The following is a 16,642-nucleotide window of genomic DNA, read 5'->3' on the forward strand; positions in this document are numbered from 1 at the left end:
GCACCACACGGGGGACCACCATGAACACCAGGACGACCACCACGAAGAGCGGTGCGCCCGCCGCCGGTATCCGCAAGGCGCTGCTCCGCACCACCGTCACGGCCGGGATCGTCACGGCCACCGTGCTCGCCGCGCCCCAGGCGCTCGGCCCGCGCACCGCGCTGGCCGCGTCGCAGCCCCGGCTCGGGGAGTGCGCGACCGGCGAGCTCTGCCTCTGGGAGAAGGGCGGCTTCAAGGGCGCCCGCAGCACCTACGACCTGTCCGGCACCGGCATCGACAGCTGTACGCCGCTCCCGGCGGGGACGACCGCCCAGTCCGTCGCCAACCGCACCGGGCGCCCGGTCACCACGTACCAGTCCGCCGAGTGCGCGGAGACCGGCGAGTTCGAGACGTACCCGGGAGGCGGCACCTGGCTGCCGCACTCCCCGTACCAGGTCAGGGCGTTCAAGATCTGGGAGAACTGAGCACCCGCCGAGCACACGGAAGGGCGGCGGGACCACCGTGGTCCCGCCGCCCTTCCGCCGTAACTGCCGTGGCTACGCGTCGCCGCCCGCCACACCGGGATCGGCCGACGACACATCCAGGAGCTGGTAGCGGTCGATGGCCTGCTTCAGGGCCGAGCGGTCCACCTTGCCCTGCTTCGCCAGCTCGGTGAGGACCGAGACGACGATCGACTGCGCGTCGATGTGGAAGAAGCGGCGCGCCGCACCCCGCGTGTCCGCGAAGCCGAAGCCGTCGGCGCCCAGCGACTGGTACGGGCCAGGGACCCAGCGGGCGATCTGGTCGGGCACCGAACGCATCCAGTCCGACACGGCCACGAACGGGCCTTCGGAGCCGGAGAGCTTCCGTGTGACGTACGGGACGCGCTGCTCCTCCTCGGGGTGGAGCAGATTGTGCCGCTCCACCTCCACGGCCTCGCGGCGCAGCTCGTTCCAGGAGGTCGCGGACCAGACGTCGGCCTTCACGTCCCACTCGTCGGCGAGGATCTGCTGGGCCTCCACGGCCCACGGGACGGCCACACCCGACGCCATGATCTGCGCCGGGATCTGCCCCCGCTCGGCGGGCTTGACGCGGTGGATGCCCTGGAGGATGCCCTCGACGTCGACATCGCCGGGCTCCGCCGGGTGCTGGATCGGCTCGTTGTAGACGGTGAGGTAGTAGAAGACGTCCTCACCCGGCCTGCCGTCGGCCGTCTCGCCGTACATCCGGCGCAGACCGTCCTGGACGATGTACGCGATCTCGTAGCCGTACGCCGGGTCGTAGGCGACACAGGCCGGGTTGGTCGACGCCAGCAGCTGCGAGTGGCCGTCCGCGTGCTGGAGGCCCTCACCGGTCAGCGTGGTCCGCCCTGCGGTCGCGCCGAGCACGAAACCGCGGGCCAGCTGGTCGCCCATCTGCCAGAACTGGTCGCCGGTGCGCTGGAACCCGAACATCGAGTAGAAGACGTAGACCGGGATCATCGGCTCGCCATGCGTGGCGTACGCCGAACCGGCCGCGATCAGCGACGCCGTGCAGCCGGCCTCCGAGATGCCGTCGTGCAGCATCTGCCCGGTCGGCGACTCCTTGTACGCGAGCAGCAGCTCACGGTCCACCGACTCGTACTGCTGGCCGAGCGGGTTGTAGATCTTCGCGCTCGGGAAGAACGCGTCCATACCGAAGGTGCGGTACTCGTCGGGGGCGATCAGCACGAAGCGCTTGCCGATCTCCTTGTCCCGCATGAGCTCCTTCAGGACCCGGACGAACGCCATGGTGGTGGCGATCGACTGGTGCCCCGAGCCCTTCTTCGCGATGGCGTACGTCTTGTCGGACGGCAGCGGCAGCGGCTTGGCGCGCACCACCCTGGTCGGTACGTAACCACCGCACGACTTGCGGTGGTCGTGCATGTACTGGATCTCTTCGGAGTCCCGGCCCGGGTGGTAGTACGGCGGGTTGCCGTCCTCCAGGTCCTTGTCCGCGATCGGCAGGTGCAGCCGGTCACGGAAGCGCTTGAGGTCGTCCGCGGTCAGCTTCTTCATCTGGTGGGTCGCGTTGCGGCCCTCGAAGTTCGGCCCCAGCGTCCAGCCCTTGATGGTCTGCGCGAGGATCACCGTCGGCTGGCCCTTGTGCTCCTTGGCCGCCGTGTAGGCCGCGAACACCTTCCGGTGGTCGTGCCCGCCGCGCCCGAGGTGCAGGATCTGCTCGTCCGACATGTCCTCGACCATCTTGCGCAGGCGCTGGTCGGTGCCGAAGAAGTGCTCACGGATGTAAGCGCCGCTCTCGGTGGCGTACGTCTGGAACTGGCCGTCAGGCGTGGTGTTCATCTTGTTGACCAGGGTGCCGTCGCGGTCCTGGGCCAGCAGCGGGTCCCAGCTCCGGTCCCAGACCAGCTTGATGACGTTCCAGCCGGCGCCGCGGAACTGCGACTCCAGCTCCTGGATGATCTTGCCGTTGCCGCGCACCGGGCCGTCGAGCCGCTGCAGGTTGCAGTTGACGACGAAGGTCAGATTGTCCAGGCCCTCACGGGCGGCGATGGAGAGCTGGCCCAGCGACTCGGGCTCGTCCATCTCGCCGTCGCCGAGGTAGGCCCAGACATGCGACTTGGAGGTGTCCGCGATGCCGCGCGCCTCCATGTAGCGGTTCATCCGGGCCTGGTAGATCGCGCCGAGCGGGCCGAGGCCCATCGAGACGGTCGGGAACTCCCAGAAGTCCGGCATCAGCCGCGGGTGCGGGTAGCTGGACAGTCCGTACGGAGCCTTCGACTTCTCCTGGCGGAACCCGTCGAGCTGCTGCTCGCTGAGCCGGTCGAGCAGGAAGGCGCGGGCGTAGATGCCGGGGGACGCGTGCCCCTGGAAGAAGACCTGGTCGCCGCCGAGGCCGTCGTCCTTGCCGCGGAAGAAGTGGTTGAAGCCCACGTCGTACAGCGAGGCCGATGAGGCGAAGGTGGCGATGTGGCCGCCGACCCCGATGCCGGGGCGCTGGGCGCGCGAGACCATCACGGCCGCGTTCCAGCGGGTGGCGTTCAGGACCTTGCGCTCGATCTCCTCGTTGCCGGGGAAGAACGGCTCGTCCTTGGTGGCGATGGTGTTCACGTAGTCCGTGCTGCGCATCTCGGGCACGGCCACCCGCTTCTCGCGCGCGCGCTCGATGAGGCGGAGCATCAGATAGCGCGCACGCTCTCGGCCGCGCTCGTCGACGGCGGCGTCGAGGGAGTCGAGCCATTCCTGGGTCTCTTCGGGATCGAAGTCCGGGACCTGGCTCGGAAGGCCGCCAATGATGATCGGGTTGCGATCGGATCCGGAAACCACGCTGTTCCTTCGCTGTTCGGTCATGCGGTATCGGGACGTACGCCGCCACCATCGTGTACCGCCGGGACGCTGACGTCATCTCTACCGAGGGGTAACCGCCGCTCGGCGGGACATCCCGTCCGGAGGCCGCTGCTGGGTCCGGCGAAATCGCAACCTTACGCCCGACCCGCTCAGACATTCCCAAAGGGATCCGGGGCACAATTGACGTATCCGAAGCCGTGGAACCACGCAAATACGGATGAACAGTGTGGGATGAATCACCAGAGGTCGTCAGAACCTGCCTGAGGTTGGGATGAGGTGCCAGGAAACGTCACCGTTTCGGCTGTCTCGACCGCTGGGTACTTGCGCGATCGGTCCCGCCCGTGTGGACTACGGCCAACGCCCCGCGCACGCGCGTGGCTGGTGCATTCCCAAAAACGATCAGGAGGCAAACCGTGAGCGCGACCGCGGACCACGCGGAGGAGCGGACCAATCAGGCAGCACGCCTGGGGTTCGAGCCCGGACAAGTGGTCCAGGAGATCGGCTACGACGACGACGTCGAGCAGGAACTCCGTGAGGGTATTGAGAGTGTCATCGGCCAGGAACTCGTCGACGAGGACTACGACGACGTGGCTGACGCTGTCGTGTTGTGGTTCCGCGACGAGGACGGCGACCTTACGGACGCGCTGGTGGACGCCATCGGTCTGGTCGACGACGGCGGCGCGGTCTGGCTGCTGACCCCCAAGACCGGCCGTGACGGTTACGTCGAGCCGAGCGACATCAACGAGGCATCCCAGACAGCCGGTCTGGCCCAGACCAAGAGCATCAACGCCGGCAAGGACTGGACGGGGAGCCGTCTGGTCACACCGAAGGTGGCAAGGTCCGGCAAGCGCTGAGTCGCCGCAAGCCCCGAGAAGCCCCCGCCGGCCGTCCTGCCGGCGGGGGCTTCCCCTTGTTACGGGGTGAGACCGGGCGAGGTTGCTTGTTACGGGGATGAGACCGGGCGAGGTTGCGGGGCGTGACCCGGTGAGCCTGCCTCCAGGTCCGCCCCGTACCGGGCGCCCCCCTCGGCCCGGAGGGCCAGGCATAGGGTGGGCATCATCCGAATGGCCCCACCGAAGGGAAGCGTTTTCATGGCGATCGAGGTCGGCACCGAGGCCCCGGATTTCGAGCTGAAGGACAACCACGGCCGGACCGTCCGCCTCTCGGACTTCCGCGGCGAGAAGAACGTGGTGCTCCTCTTCTACCCCTTCGCCTTCACCGGCGTGTGCACCGGCGAGCTCTGCGCCCTCCGCGACGAACTGCCGAAGTTCGTCAACGACGACGTACAGCTGCTCGCCGTCTCCAACGACTCCATCCACACGCTGCGTGTCTTCGCCGAGCAGGAGGGCCTCGAATACCCGCTGCTCTCGGACTTCTGGCCGCACGGCGCCGCCTCGCGGGCGTACGGCGTCCTCGACGAGGACAAGGGGTGCGCGGTGCGCGGGACCTTCATCATCGACAAGGAGGGCGTCGTCCGCTGGACCGTCGTCAACGGTCTGCCCGACGCTCGTGACCTGAACGAGTACGCCAAGGCGCTCGACACCCTCTGACCCGGCCGGTGAAGTGCCTGCCGTGTCCGGGAACCGGTCACTAGGATCGGTTCGTTGATCCGATGCCACGTAAATACGGGGGCAAGGGCCCTCCTCGGCCCCTCGAAACCAATTGGGAGGACTCGTGGGAGTCAGCCTCAGCAAGGGCGGCAACGTCTCGCTGACCAAGGCCGCACCCAATCTGACCGCGGTCGTCGTCGGTCTCGGATGGGATGCGCGCACCACCACAGGTGGTGACTTCGACCTCGACGCCAGCGCCCTGCTGACGAACGAAGAGGGCAAGGTCGCCAACGACTCGAACTTCGTGTTCTTCAACAACCTCAAGAGCCCCGACGGCTCGGTCGAGCACACCGGTGACAACCTCACCGGTGAGGGCGAGGGCGACGACGAGGTCATCAAGGTGAACCTCTCCGGCGTGCCCGCCGATGTCGCGAAGATCGTGTTCCCGGTCTCGATCTACGAGGCCGAGAGCCGCCAGCAGAGCTTCGGCCAGGTCCGCAACGCGTACATCCGCGTGGTGAACGAGGCGGACAACTCCGAGCTGGCGCGGTACGACCTCAGTGAGGACGCGTCGACGGAGACCGCCATGGTCTTCGGCGAGCTGTACCGCAACGGCGCGGAGTGGAAGTTCCGCGCCATCGGCCAGGGGTACGCGTCCGGCCTGCGCGGTATCGCGCAGGACTTCGGCGTCAACGTCTGAGCAGGATTCACTCCGTCCGGCGCCGCACCCCTGTGCGGCGCCGGACGTGCCAGATCCCGCAGATCAACCGTTCGCACCTCGGGGAGGATCAGCGATCATGGGCGTTACGCTCGCCAAGGGAGGCAATGTCTCCCTCTCGAAGGCCGCACCCAACCTCACGCAAGTCCTGGTCGGGCTCGGCTGGGACGCACGCTCCACCACCGGAGCGGACTTCGACCTCGACGCCAGCGCGCTGCTGTGCCAGTCGGGAAGGGTGCTCGGCGACGAGTACTTCATTTTCTACAACCAGCTGACCAGCCCGGACGGCTCCGTTGAGCACACCGGTGACAACCTCACGGGTGAGGGCGAGGGCGACGACGAGTCGATCATCGTCGACCTCACCAAGGTGCCCGCCCACTGCGACAAGATCGTCTTCCCCGTCTCGATCCATGAGGCGGACAGCCGCGGTCAGACCTTCGGCCAGGTGGCCAACGCCTTCATCCGCGTGGTGAACCAGGCGGACGGCCAGGAGCTGGCGCGGTACGACCTCAGCGAGGACGCGTCGACGGAGACCGCGATGATCTTCGGCGAGCTCTACCGGTACGGCGGGGAATGGAAGTTCCGTGCCGTGGGACAGGGGTACGCGTCGGGGCTGCGGGGCATCGCTCTAGACTTCGGGGTCAATGTTTCCTAAAGCATTCTTCCGGCACGGTTCAAATCCGGGAGATCTCCCGGATTTCGTGTGGGGAGTCCAGGGTTCGCGCCCCGGGAGAATGCGGGACTGGGACGACACCAGGACCGCGCGCGGCGCGGGGGAACCCGTAACACACACGATGGGGTAGCCAGTGCTTCTGAAAACCTTCGGTTGGTCATTCGTGATCACCGTGATCGGTCTTGCCGTGGCGGTGATCTACGACGGCTGGACGGCCCTGGGCATCGTGGCGATCCTGGGCGTCCTGGAGATCTCGCTGTCCTTCGACAACGCGGTGATCAACGCCGGAATCCTGAAGAAGATGAATGCCTTCTGGCAGAAGATCTTCCTCACCGTCGGTGTGCTCATCGCCGTCTTCGGTATGCGGCTGGTCTTCCCCGTCGTGATCGTCGCCATCAGCGCCAAGATCAATCCGATCGAAGCGGTGAAGCTGGCCTTCAACGAGAAGGACCACTACCAGCAGCTGGTCACCGACGCCCATCCGTCGATCGCCGCCTTCGGTGGCATGTTCCTGATGATGATCTTCCTCGACTTCATCTTCGAGGACCGTGACGTCCAGTGGCTGCGCTGGATCGAGCGCCCGCTGGCGAAGCTCGGCAAGGTCGACATGCTCTCGGTCTGCATCGCGCTCGCCGTGCTGCTGATCTCGTCCTTCACCTTCGCCACCCACGCCCACCAGCACGGCGGCGCGCACGCGGACAAGGCACAGACGGTCCTCATCTCCGGTATCGCCGGGCTCATCACCTATCTGGTGGTGGGCGGGCTCTCCGGCTACTTCGAGAACCGGCTGGAGGAGGACGAGGAGCGCGAGCAGGAGGCCGAGGAAGAGGCCAAGAAGTCCGGCTCGAACGTCCCGGCGGTCATGATGGCCGGCAAGGCCGCGTTCTTCATGTTCCTCTACCTGGAAGTCCTCGACGCCTCCTTCTCCTTCGACGGGGTCATCGGCGCCTTCGCCATCACCAACGACATCGTGCTGATGGCGCTCGGCCTCGGTATCGGCGCCATGTACGTCAGGTCGCTCACCGTCTACCTGGTCCGCCAGGGCACCCTGGACGACTACATCTACCTGGAGCACGGCGCGCACTACGCGATCGGCGCGCTCTCGGTGATCCTGCTCGTCACCATCCAGTACGAGATCAACGAGGTCATCACCGGGCTCGTCGGAGTCGTGCTGATCGCCTGGTCGTTCCTGTCGTCGGTCCGCAGGAACAAGCGGATCGCCGCGGAGGGCGGGGACAGCTCGGGCGACCGGACGGAAGTGCCGTCCGGGGTGTGACCCGTACCGGATTGCGGAACGCTCTGAACGGGGCGGTCAGGATGCGAGAGCCTCCTGACCGCCCCGTGTGCGTGTCTGTGTGCGTGGGGGAAGAAGTCCGGGGAAGAACCGGTTAGCAGTCACCGAGCAAGCTGGGGGTGGGACATGGCCTTCTGGGACAGTCTCCGACGGGACAAGTCGCCGCACTTCGATTCGGGAAGCTCGGCGTCCAACGCGATCGAGCTGACCAAGCGGCACCCGATGGTCTCCCTGACCAAACAGGGCGCGACCACCGGAAATCTGCGGGTGAACCTGTCCTGGCGGATGCGGTCGTCGGACTTCGGCGGCAGCTCGCGGCAGCGCGGAAGTCTGCTGCGCCATCCGTCCAAGATGTTCCAGCCGGACGTCGTCCAGGCGCACACCCAGGGCGTCGTCAACGTCGACCTCGACCTGGGCTGCCTCTACGAGCTGGAGGACGGCACCAAGGGCGTGGTGCAGCCGCTGGGCAACTTTCTGGGCGGGCTCAACGAATCGCCGTACGTACAGCTCAGCGGCGACGACCGGTTCGGCTCACCGTCCGGCGAGACGCTCTACGTCAATCTGGACCACCGGGACGAGATCAAACGGCTGCTGGTCTTCGTCTACATCTACGACCAGACACCCGCCTTCGACCGTACGCACGCCGTGGTGACGCTCTACCCGAGCAACGGCCCGCGTATCGAGATCCAGCTGGACGAACGCCATCCGCAGGCCCGCTCGTGCGCGGTCTTCGCCATCGACAAGGTCAAGGGCGACATGGTGGTGCGCCGCGAGGTGAAGTTCGTGTACGGCTTCCAGGCGGAGCTGGACCGGCTGTACGGTTGGGGGCTCCAGTGGGGCAGGGGCTACAAGACCAAGATCTGACGGCACCGACCGGACGCGGCGGGGACGTGTGCGGCAACTGCGTTCCTCCGGACAGGAATCGCGGTCCCCTGTGCGGCAACCCCGGTCGCCCGTGCGGCAGCCCCGGTCGCCTGTGCGGCAACTCCGGTCACCTCGGCAGGAACTGCGGTCCCATCGGCGGCAGCCGGAAGTACGGGTCGGGCGCGGGAGCCGCAGCCGCGGCCGGCTGCGGATAGCCGTACGCGGGCTCTGCCGCGGGCCGGGCCGGGACCGCCTGCGGGTAGCCGTAGCCGGGGGGCGGTGACTGCGGGGGCGGCGGAAAACCGGCGGGCGCCGCCGGGACCGTGGGACCCGTCGCGCCCGGAGGACCGGGCTGCGCGGGCACTCCTGGCTCTGCCGCCGCGTCCGCCGAGGCGCCGGCTGCCGAGGGCTCGGCCGCTCCGGCCCCGCCGTCGGGTTCGGCGCTCTCGTCGACCGAGATGCCGTACGCCGTGGCCAGCCCGACCAGTCCGGTCGGATAGCCCTGCCCCACCGCCCGGAACTTCCAGCGGTCCCCGCGGCGGTACAGCTCGCCGCAGATCATCGCCGTCTCCTCGCCGGTCTCCGGCTGTACGTCGAAGACGGCCAGAGCCTGTGTGCCGTCCCCGGCCGGCGCCGCCGCGTCGTACAGCAGGATCCGCAGATCCCGTACCGCGCGGAACGACGCGTCGTCGGACGACGCGGCCAGCACCACCTGCTCCACCGAGGGGTCAAGGGCGGACAGATCGGCCTCGACGGTGTCGGTGAGGCCCTCGGCGTCACGTTTCTTCGGCAGCCTCCGGACCAGGCCCGAAGGGTGGCGCGGCTGGTTGTAGAAGACGAAGTCCTCGTCCGAGCGCACCCGGCCGCCGGGCCCGAGCAGCAGGGCCGAAGCGTCGATGTCGGGGACGTCGGGGCCCGGGGTCCAGCGCAGGACGGCCCGTACCGCCAAGGCGTCCAGCGGGACGTTCGAACCCTTCATCATCGCGTGCGTCATGCCCGTCATCCTGCCTCCCTGGTGCGGCCTCGGACAATGTGGGGGCGTTTTGGGGCTAGGAGCTGTCCGCCGGATCAGGCCGCAGACGCGGGGTCTGGTGCGCCCATCTGCGGCGTTGTCGTCGGTTGACGACGCTCCGCGTCGCCGCCCTCCTCCGCCTTGCAGCTGGACGCACCAGACCCCGCTCACCCGGACCAAACGGGCACCGCCACGTTCTGCGGCCTGATCCGCCGGACAGCCCCGAGTCCCGTACATCCCGGTGAAACGGCCGGGTCAGTGTTGCGGGTCGGTTCGAATTCCCTCCCCGTTGGAACTAGCGACATGCGTCCATACGTACTATTACCGGCCACGCGTCATCGGGACGGTATGGCACTACGGGGGGAACCTTATGCATCATTTCGGGCATATCTCGCCCCTTGTCCGGTCGCAGCTCTTCCATCAGCAGCCGGCCGACTTCACCTCCGGCTCCCCGGCGCCCGTCCTCGCCGCCGCGCTCGGAGCCACGCTCTACAGCCCGGCCACCCGGCCGCAGCTCGCCGACGACGTGCTGAAACAGGCCGCACGCGGCGTGGTCTCCATGGTGCTGTGCCTGGAGGACTCCATCGACGACGCCGATGTCGCCGCCGGCGAGGCCAATCTGGTCCGCCAGTTCGCCGAGCTTGACGACCGGTGCGCCGGCCCCTCCGGCGACCCGGACGGTGTGCCGCTGCTCTTCGTCCGGGTCCGTGAGCCGGAGCAGATACCCGACCTGGTCCACAGGCTGGGCGCGTCGGCGCGGCTGCTGTCCGGATTCGTACTGCCGAAGTTCACCGAGGACCGCGGTACGGCCTTTCTGGAGGCCCTCACCCGGGCGGAGGCCCTGGGCGGCCGGCGGCTGTTCGCCATGCCGGTCCTCGAATCGCCGGAGCTGCTGCACCTGGAGACCCGGGCGGACACCCTGGCCGGGATCGCCCGCACGGTCGGCAAGTACCGCGACCGGATCCTCGCGCTCCGGCTGGGTGTCACCGACTTCTGCTCGGCGTACGGGCTGCGCAGGACGCCCGACATGACCGCGTACGACGTCCAGATCGTCGCCGCCGTCATCGCCGACGTGGTGAACGTCCTGGGCCGCTCGGACGGTACCGGCTTCACGATCACCGGCCCGGTCTGGGAGTACTTTCGCGTCCAGGAACGGATGTTCAAGCCGCAGCTGCGTCGCAGCCCCTTCATGGAGGGCCGCGCCGACCAGCTCCGTACGGCCCTGATCGAGCACGACCTGGACGGACTGCTGCGCGAGATCGGCCTCGACCGCGCCAACGGACTGCTCGGCAAGACCTGTATCCACCCCTCGCACGTGATGCCGGTGCACGCCCTCTCGGTGGTCAGCCACGAGGAGTTCAGCGACGCCCGCGACATCGTCAGGCCCGAACGCGACGGCGGCGGGGTGCTGCGCTCCGCGTACACGAACAAGATGAACGAGGTGAAGCCGCACCGGGCCTGGGCCGAGCGGACCCTCCTGCGGGCCGAGGTCTTCGGTGTGGCCAGGGAAGACATCGGCTTTGTCGAACTGCTCACGGCCGGGCTCTCCGGCTGATGCGGACCGGAGGAGAGACGGGCGAAGTGGTCTGGACGGGAACCTGGGTCGCGGACCGGCTCGGTGTGCGGCTCACGGGGGACGGCGGCCTCCAGGACATGCTGGGCCTCGCACTGCGGCGCAATCCGAAACGCGCCCATCTGCTGGTGTCGAACGTACTGGGCAAGCATGTGCCGCAGCGCCCGTCGACGGTGTACGGCCACGGCCACCGGCTCGGCATCGCGGTACGCCGGCTGCTCGGCGACGAGGCGGCGCGCCGCGCGGTCGTCCTCGGCTACGCGGAGACCGCGACGGGCCTGGGCCACTCGGTCGCGGACGGGCTGGCCCTCGCGCCGTATCTGCACTCGACCCGGCGCGAGGTCGGCGGCGTGGCGCGGGCGGGCGGCTTCGAGGAGTCGCACTCGCACGCCACCTCGCATCTGCTGCTGCCCGAGGACCCGGAACTGCTGGCGGGCGACGGCCCGCTCGTCCTCGTGGACGACGAGTTCTCCACCGGCAACACCGTGCTCAACACCATCCGCGATCTGCACGAGCGGTATCCGCGCCAGTGGTACGTGGTCGTCGCGCTGGTCGACATGCGCTCGGCCGCCGACCGGGAGCGTCTCGCGGACTTCGCCCGGGGCATCGGCGCCCGGGTCGATCTGCTGACGTCGGTGCGCGGTGAGGTGCAACTGCCCGACGGCGTACTGGAGAAGGGGCGCCGGCTGGTCGAGGAGTACGGGGAGCGTGCGGAGCGCGGGGGGCGTGAGGTGGGGCAGCCCGCGCGCGCTGTCGGCTCCGGTCCCACCGTTCCGCCCGTCCGGGTGGATCTCCGCTGGCCGGCCGGGCTTCCGGACGGTGGTCGGCACGGCTTCACCCCCGGCCACCGCGCCACCCTGGAGGCCGCGCTGCCCGGGATGGCGGCGCGGCTGGCCGACGAGCTGGCACGCGGCGCGGCGGAGGCGCCCGGTTCCGGTGCGCCCGCTGCCGGTGTGTCCGGTTCGGGCACGCCCGCTCCCGGCGGCGGTGAGGGCGAGGGCGCGGTGCGCACCCCGCGGGTCCTGGTGCTCGGCTTCGAGGAGCTGATGTACGCCCCGCTCCGCCTCGGCCTCGCACTGGAGCAGGCCGGGCACGACGTGCGCTCCTCGACCACCACCCGCTCACCCGTACTGGCGCTGGACGACCCCGGCTACGCGATACGCACCGGGCTGGTCTTCCCCGCGCACGACAGCCCCGGCGACGGGCCCGGCAACCGTTACGCGTACAACGTGGCGGGCGCCGGGTTCGACGCGGTCGTCCTGGTGGTCGACTCGGCCGCCGACACCCCTGGACTGCACGCCCCCGACGGCCTGCTGGCCCAACTGGCCGCGCACGTACCGAGGGTGCTGCTCGCGGTCGTCCCGTCGTACGTCCCCCAGCAGGCCCCGCCGCTGCCCGAGCAGCCCCACATTCCCGAACAGCAGGAAGCAGCCCCCATGCCCGAGCCGTTGCGCGGCCCCGCGTTCTCCTCCTACGCCGCCGATGACGTCGGCTGGCTGCTCCAGGATCTCTCCGGCGTCGAGCTGGAGGCGCCCACCGAGGAGCGCGAGGAGGCGATACAGACGGGCGGAGCCCACTACGCCGAGTCGCTGCCCGTCGAGTACCAGCCGAGCGCGCAGTACCAGGAGCTGTTCAGGTCGGCCCTGGAGACCTCGGCGCCGCGGATCGCGCAGGCCGTCGGTACGGTCACCGAGACCGTGCTGGCCGAGCGGTCGGCCCGGCCGGTCCTGGTCTCCCTCGCGCGCGCCGGTACGCCCGTCGGCGTACTGATGCGCCGCTGGGCCCAGCACCGCCACGGCCTGGACCTGCCGCACTACGCGGTGTCCATCGTGCGCGGCCGGGGCATCGACGCCAACGCGCTGCGCTGGCTGGCAGCCCACCACGACCCGGCCGATGTCGTCTTCGTCGACGGCTGGACGGGCAAGGGCGCCATCACCCGTGAACTGGCCGACGCGCTCGCGGAGTTCCCCGGCTTCGACCCGGAGATCGCGGTCCTCGCCGACCCGGGCGGCTGTGTCCGTACGTACGGCACCCGGGAGGACTTCCTCATCCCGTCCGCCTGCCTCAACTCCACGGTGTCCGGGCTGATTTCCCGTACGGTCCTCCGTGCCGACCTGGTCGGGCCCGGGGACTTCCACGGCGGGAAGTTCTACCGCGAGCTGGCGGGATCCGATGTGTCGACCGACTTCATCGACGCCGTCGCCGCCCGCTTCGACGAGGTGTCGGGCGCGGTGGACACGGCGGTCAAGGAGCAGCCGGCGGCGGACCGCGCACCGACCTGGGAGGGGTGGGCCGCGGTGGAGCGGATCAGCGAGGAGTACGGCATCCATGACGTCAACCTCGTCAAGCCCGGGGTCGGCGAGACCACCCGCGTCCTGCTGCGCCGCGTCCCCTGGAAGATCCTCGCCAGGAGCGGTGCGGGCGCCGATCTCGACCACGTACGGCTCCTCGCGGAGCAGCGCGGCGTCCCGGTCGAGGAGGTCGACGCGCTGCCGTACAGCTGCGTCGGCCTGATCCATCCGCGCTTCACCCGCGGCGCGACCGGCGCCGACGGCACCGCGGCGGTGACCGGATGAGCCGGACCGCGCCCGTGGTCGTCGCCAGCGATCTCGACCGCACCCTCATCTACTCGGCGGCCGCGCTCGACCTGACCATGCCGGACGCCGATGCGCCGAGGCTGCTCTGCGTCGAGGTGTACGGGAGCAGGCCCCTCTCGTACGTCACCGAGACCGCGGCCGGGCTGCTCGGGGCGCTCGCGGCGGACACCCACTTCGTACCGACGACGACCAGGACGAGGGAGCAGTACCACCGGATCCGGCTGCCGGGACCGCCGCCGCGGTTCGCGATCTGCGCCAACGGCGGCCACCTGCTGGTCGACGGGGTCTCCGACCCGGACTGGCGGTCGGGTGTGGCCCGGCGGCTGGCCGCCGAGTGCGCGCCGCTCGCCGAGGTGCGCGCCCATCTGGTCGCCGCCGCCGACCCGGCCTGGCTGCTCAAGGAACGGGTCGCCGAGGACCTCTTCGCCTATCTGGTCGTCGAGCGGGCCCTGTTGCCGGACGGCTGGGTGAAGGAGCTGTCCGCCTGGGCCGGTTCGCGCGGCTGGACGGTGTCGCTCCAGGGGCGCAAGCTCTACGCGGTGCCGAAGCCGCTCACCAAGGGCGCGGCAGTACGCGAGGTGGCGCGCCGCACCGGCGCCGGACTCACGCTGGCCGCGGGCGACTCACTGCTGGACGCGGACCTGCTGCTGGCCGCCGACCGGGGCTGGCGCCCCGCGCACGGCGAACTGGCGGACGCGGGCTGGAGCGCGCCGCACATCGCGGTGACGGCCGGGCGCGGGGTGGCGGCGGGCGAGGAGATCCTGCGGGAGTTCACCCGCGCCGCGCGGGACCACGGCCGCTGACGGGGCGACCGGCTGGGGCGCCGGACGGCTGGGGCGACTGGGCGCGGTGCGGGACCGGCGGTGTGGCGCGGACTGTCGGCGCGGTGGGGACCGGCGGTGTGGCGCGGGACTGGCACCGCACCGCACCGCGGCACGGCGCTAGCCGCAGCAGCCTCCGCCGCAGCACCCGCCTCCGCCGCCCGCGCCGCCGGAGGGAGCGCCGGCAGCCGACCCTCCGACGGCGACCGCGGACAGCAGCTTGACCGTGTCCTCATGGCCCTCGGGGCAGGTGGCGGGCGCCGAGGACTCGGCCATCGGGCGGCTGATCTCGAAGGTGTCGCCGCAGGAGCGGCAGCGGTACTCGTAACGGGGCATGGGGCCAAGATACGCAATCGAGGGCGGGGACGTCAGAGACAACGAGCCCCCGCCGGAGGCACTGAGTCCCCGCCGGAAGTGCAGACGCCCCGCCCGGAGGCACGGCGCGCCCCCGCCGGAGGCGCTGAGTCCCCGGCCGGAGGCGCGGAGCCCCCGCCGCGTACCGCCTCAGCGCACCACGGTGCCCGGCGCCGCTCCCAAAAGGCCCAGTTCGGCGCGGGTCGGCGCGCCCTCCCAGTCGCCGGAGGCGGCCACCGCGAACGCTCCGGTGGTCACCGCCCGTTCCAGTCGTCCCGCCGTGTCCGCGCCGTCGAGCAGCGCCGACAGATACCCGGCGACGAACGCGTCACCCGCACCGACCGGGTCCACGGCCGGCACCGTACGGGCCGGGGCGTGCAGTTCGCCCTGCAGCGTGTACGCCGTGGCGCCCGCCGCACCCAGCTTGACCACGACCTCACCGGCCCCGGCCTCAAGGAGCGCCTCCGCCTGCAGGGCGGGGTCCTCGGGGGAGCCGGCGGGCAGACAGAGCGGCAGCTCGTCGTCGGAGGCGATCAGGACGTCGGCGCGCGGCGCCCAGTCCCGCATCACCGCCGATGCCTCGTCCGTACTCCACAGCCGGGAGCGGAAGTTGACGTCGAGGCTGATCAACACGTCGTTCTCGGCGGCCAGTTCCATGGCGCGCGCGGCGGCGGACCGGGCCGTGGGGGAGAGGGCGGGGGTGATACCGGTCAGATGCAGCACGCGGGGAGCGCCCCCCGAGGCCGCCGCACCGGCACCGGCACCGGCAGCACCCGGAACCGCACCCGCCTCGGCTCCAGCTCCAGCTCCAGCTCCGGTTCCGTCTTCCAGGAACGCGGTGAAGGCCCGCTCGACGTCGTCGGCCGCGATCCTCGAACCGGCCGACCCCGCACGGTAGTAGTGCACCCGGGTCACACCGGGCAGCCGCGGCTCGAAGAGGAGCAGCCCGGTGGGCGCGGCCCCGTCCCGTGTGGAGCCGCTGACGCCGACCCCTTCCGCGCGCAGCGTCCGCAGCACCAGCTCACCGGCCTCGTCGGCGCCGACCGCGCCCGCCCAGTGCACCGGGTGCCCCAGCCGGGCCAGCCCGATCGCCACATTCGACTCGGCACCGGCAACCGAAACGGCCATGGTGCCGCCCAGCTTCAACTGCCCGTCGCCGCGCAGCGCGACCATCGTCTCGCCGAGGGTGAAGACGCTCATGACCGGACCGCCGCGACCGGCGTTCCGGCGGCCCGCGCCGTCTCCACGACGTTCAGGAAGGCGGCGGCCCGCTTCCGCAGCGCGTCCTGGTCCCCGCCGTCCGCCGCGTCCCCGATCAGCGGCGACCCGACACCCACGGCGACAGCGCCCAGCGCCAGATACTCGGCGGCCGCAGCCGCGTCCACGCCGCCCACCGGTACGAACGGGACATCGGGGAACGGGGCCCGCAGCGCCTTCAGATAGGAGGGGCCGCCCACCGACGCCGGGAAGAGCTTCAGCGCGGTGGCGCCGGCCGCGAGACCGGCGATGACCTCGGTGGGGGTGACGACCCCGGACAGTACGGGGAGCCCCAGGCGTACGGACTCGTCCACCCCGGCCCCGAGCCCCGGTGTCACGATGAGACTGGCGCCCGCGTCCGCGGCCCGCCGTGCGTCGTCGGCGGTGAGCACGGTGCCCGCGCCCAGCCACGCGCCGTCCCCGAGCGCGGCCCGCGCTCTGCGTATGACGCCGAGTGCGTCCGTACCGCTGAGGGACACCTCGACCAGGGGTATCCCGCTCTCGACGAGCGTCATCACCGACCTGAAGGACGCCTCGGGGTCCGAGCCGCGGACGATGGCGACCAGCCGCTCGCTGTGGAGACTGGCGGTGAGGTCCATGCGGTCCATCTGTTCTCTTCCTGTG

The 16,642-nt window shown here is 70.3% G+C and carries 15 protein-coding genes; 10 read left to right on the forward strand and 5 right to left on the reverse strand.

Annotated elements, in window-relative coordinates:
* Positions 1-20 precede the first annotated feature (20 nt).
* Positions 21-464, forward strand: a complete 444-nt coding sequence (locus tag OG510_RS27075; protein ID WP_406140225.1) for a peptidase inhibitor family I36 protein — start codon at positions 21-23, stop codon at positions 462-464.
* 72 nt (positions 465-536) lie between these two features.
* On the opposite strand, the gene aceE is transcribed toward OG510_RS27075, so the two are convergent.
* Positions 537-3,284 (reverse strand): pyruvate dehydrogenase (acetyl-transferring), homodimeric type, encoded by a 2,748-nt coding sequence (gene aceE / locus OG510_RS27080; RefSeq protein WP_406140227.1) that lies wholly within the window; start codon positions 3,282-3,284, stop codon positions 537-539.
* A gap of 434 nt (positions 3,285-3,718) precedes the next feature.
* Here aceE and OG510_RS27085 point away from each other — a divergent pair, with 434 nt between their 5' ends.
* The 6 genes from OG510_RS27085 (at position 3,719) to OG510_RS27110 (ending at position 8,404) form a co-directional block, all read left to right on the forward strand.
* A complete protein-coding gene (locus OG510_RS27085) occupies positions 3,719-4,159 on the forward strand; it encodes a DUF3052 domain-containing protein (RefSeq protein ID WP_164260513.1) in 441 nt (146 codons plus the stop codon).
* Positions 4,160-4,396: 237 nt separating this feature from the next.
* Positions 4,397-4,855 (forward strand): peroxiredoxin, encoded by a 459-nt coding sequence (locus tag OG510_RS27090; RefSeq protein WP_406140228.1) that lies wholly within the window; start codon positions 4,397-4,399, stop codon positions 4,853-4,855.
* A 124-nt stretch (positions 4,856-4,979) separates the two neighbouring features.
* Positions 4,980-5,555, forward strand: coding sequence for a TerD family protein (locus OG510_RS27095; RefSeq protein WP_164260517.1), 576 nt, complete (start codon positions 4,980-4,982; stop codon positions 5,553-5,555).
* A 97-nt stretch (positions 5,556-5,652) separates the two neighbouring features.
* A complete protein-coding gene (locus tag OG510_RS27100) occupies positions 5,653-6,228 on the forward strand; it encodes a TerD family protein (RefSeq protein WP_164260519.1) in 576 nt (191 codons plus the stop codon).
* A gap of 151 nt (positions 6,229-6,379) precedes the next feature.
* The gene (locus OG510_RS27105) at positions 6,380-7,522 is read left to right on the forward strand and encodes a DUF475 domain-containing protein (protein ID WP_406140231.1); all 1,143 of its coding nucleotides are present in this window, start codon (positions 6,380-6,382) and stop codon (positions 7,520-7,522) included.
* A 144-nt stretch (positions 7,523-7,666) separates the two neighbouring features.
* On the forward strand, positions 7,667-8,404 hold the full coding sequence (locus OG510_RS27110; protein WP_406140232.1) for a Tellurium resistance: 738 nt from the start codon (positions 7,667-7,669) through the stop codon (positions 8,402-8,404).
* Between the two features lie 127 nt (positions 8,405-8,531).
* Here OG510_RS27110 and OG510_RS27115 read toward each other — a convergent pair whose 3' ends face one another.
* Positions 8,532-9,398 (reverse strand): TerD family protein, encoded by an 867-nt coding sequence (locus OG510_RS27115; RefSeq protein ID WP_406142577.1) that lies wholly within the window; start codon positions 9,396-9,398, stop codon positions 8,532-8,534.
* Positions 9,399-9,786: 388 nt separating this feature from the next.
* Here OG510_RS27115 and OG510_RS27120 point away from each other — a divergent pair, with 388 nt between their 5' ends.
* Genes OG510_RS27120 through OG510_RS27130 form a run of 3 tightly spaced genes read left to right on the forward strand, consistent with a single transcriptional unit; the run spans position 9,787 to position 14,389 of the window.
* Complete coding sequence (locus OG510_RS27120) at positions 9,787-10,971, forward strand: HpcH/HpaI aldolase/citrate lyase family protein (protein ID WP_164267577.1); 1,185 nt, start codon at positions 9,787-9,789, stop codon at positions 10,969-10,971.
* Positions 10,971-13,565, forward strand: a complete 2,595-nt coding sequence (locus OG510_RS27125; RefSeq protein ID WP_406140234.1) for a phosphoribosyltransferase — start codon at positions 10,971-10,973, stop codon at positions 13,563-13,565. Before OG510_RS27120 ends, OG510_RS27125 begins: the two co-directional genes overlap by 1 nt.
* On the forward strand, positions 13,562-14,389 hold the full coding sequence (locus OG510_RS27130; RefSeq protein WP_406140235.1) for an HAD family hydrolase: 828 nt from the start codon (positions 13,562-13,564) through the stop codon (positions 14,387-14,389). The genes OG510_RS27125 and OG510_RS27130 overlap by 4 nt, the downstream gene beginning before the upstream one ends.
* A gap of 138 nt (positions 14,390-14,527) precedes the next feature.
* Here OG510_RS27130 and OG510_RS27135 read toward each other — a convergent pair whose 3' ends face one another.
* The 3 genes from OG510_RS27135 to OG510_RS27145 all read right to left on the reverse strand — a co-directional run bounded on the left by OG510_RS27135 (position 14,528) and on the right by OG510_RS27145 (position 16,617).
* A complete protein-coding gene (locus OG510_RS27135; RefSeq protein ID WP_406140236.1) occupies positions 14,528-14,743 on the reverse strand; it encodes a zinc ribbon domain-containing protein in 216 nt (71 codons plus the stop codon).
* Between the two features lie 168 nt (positions 14,744-14,911).
* A complete protein-coding gene (locus OG510_RS27140) occupies positions 14,912-15,961 on the reverse strand; it encodes a sugar kinase (protein WP_406140237.1) in 1,050 nt (349 codons plus the stop codon).
* Entirely contained in the window at positions 15,958-16,617 is a 660-nt protein-coding gene (locus OG510_RS27145; protein WP_406142578.1) for a bifunctional 4-hydroxy-2-oxoglutarate aldolase/2-dehydro-3-deoxy-phosphogluconate aldolase, read from the reverse strand. Before OG510_RS27145 ends, OG510_RS27140 begins: the two co-directional genes overlap by 4 nt.
* Between the last annotated feature and the right edge of the window lie 25 nt (positions 16,618-16,642).

The organism is Streptomyces sp. NBC_01089, from assembly GCF_045162975.1.
Taxonomy (GTDB): domain Bacteria; phylum Actinomycetota; class Actinomycetes; order Streptomycetales; family Streptomycetaceae; genus Streptomyces.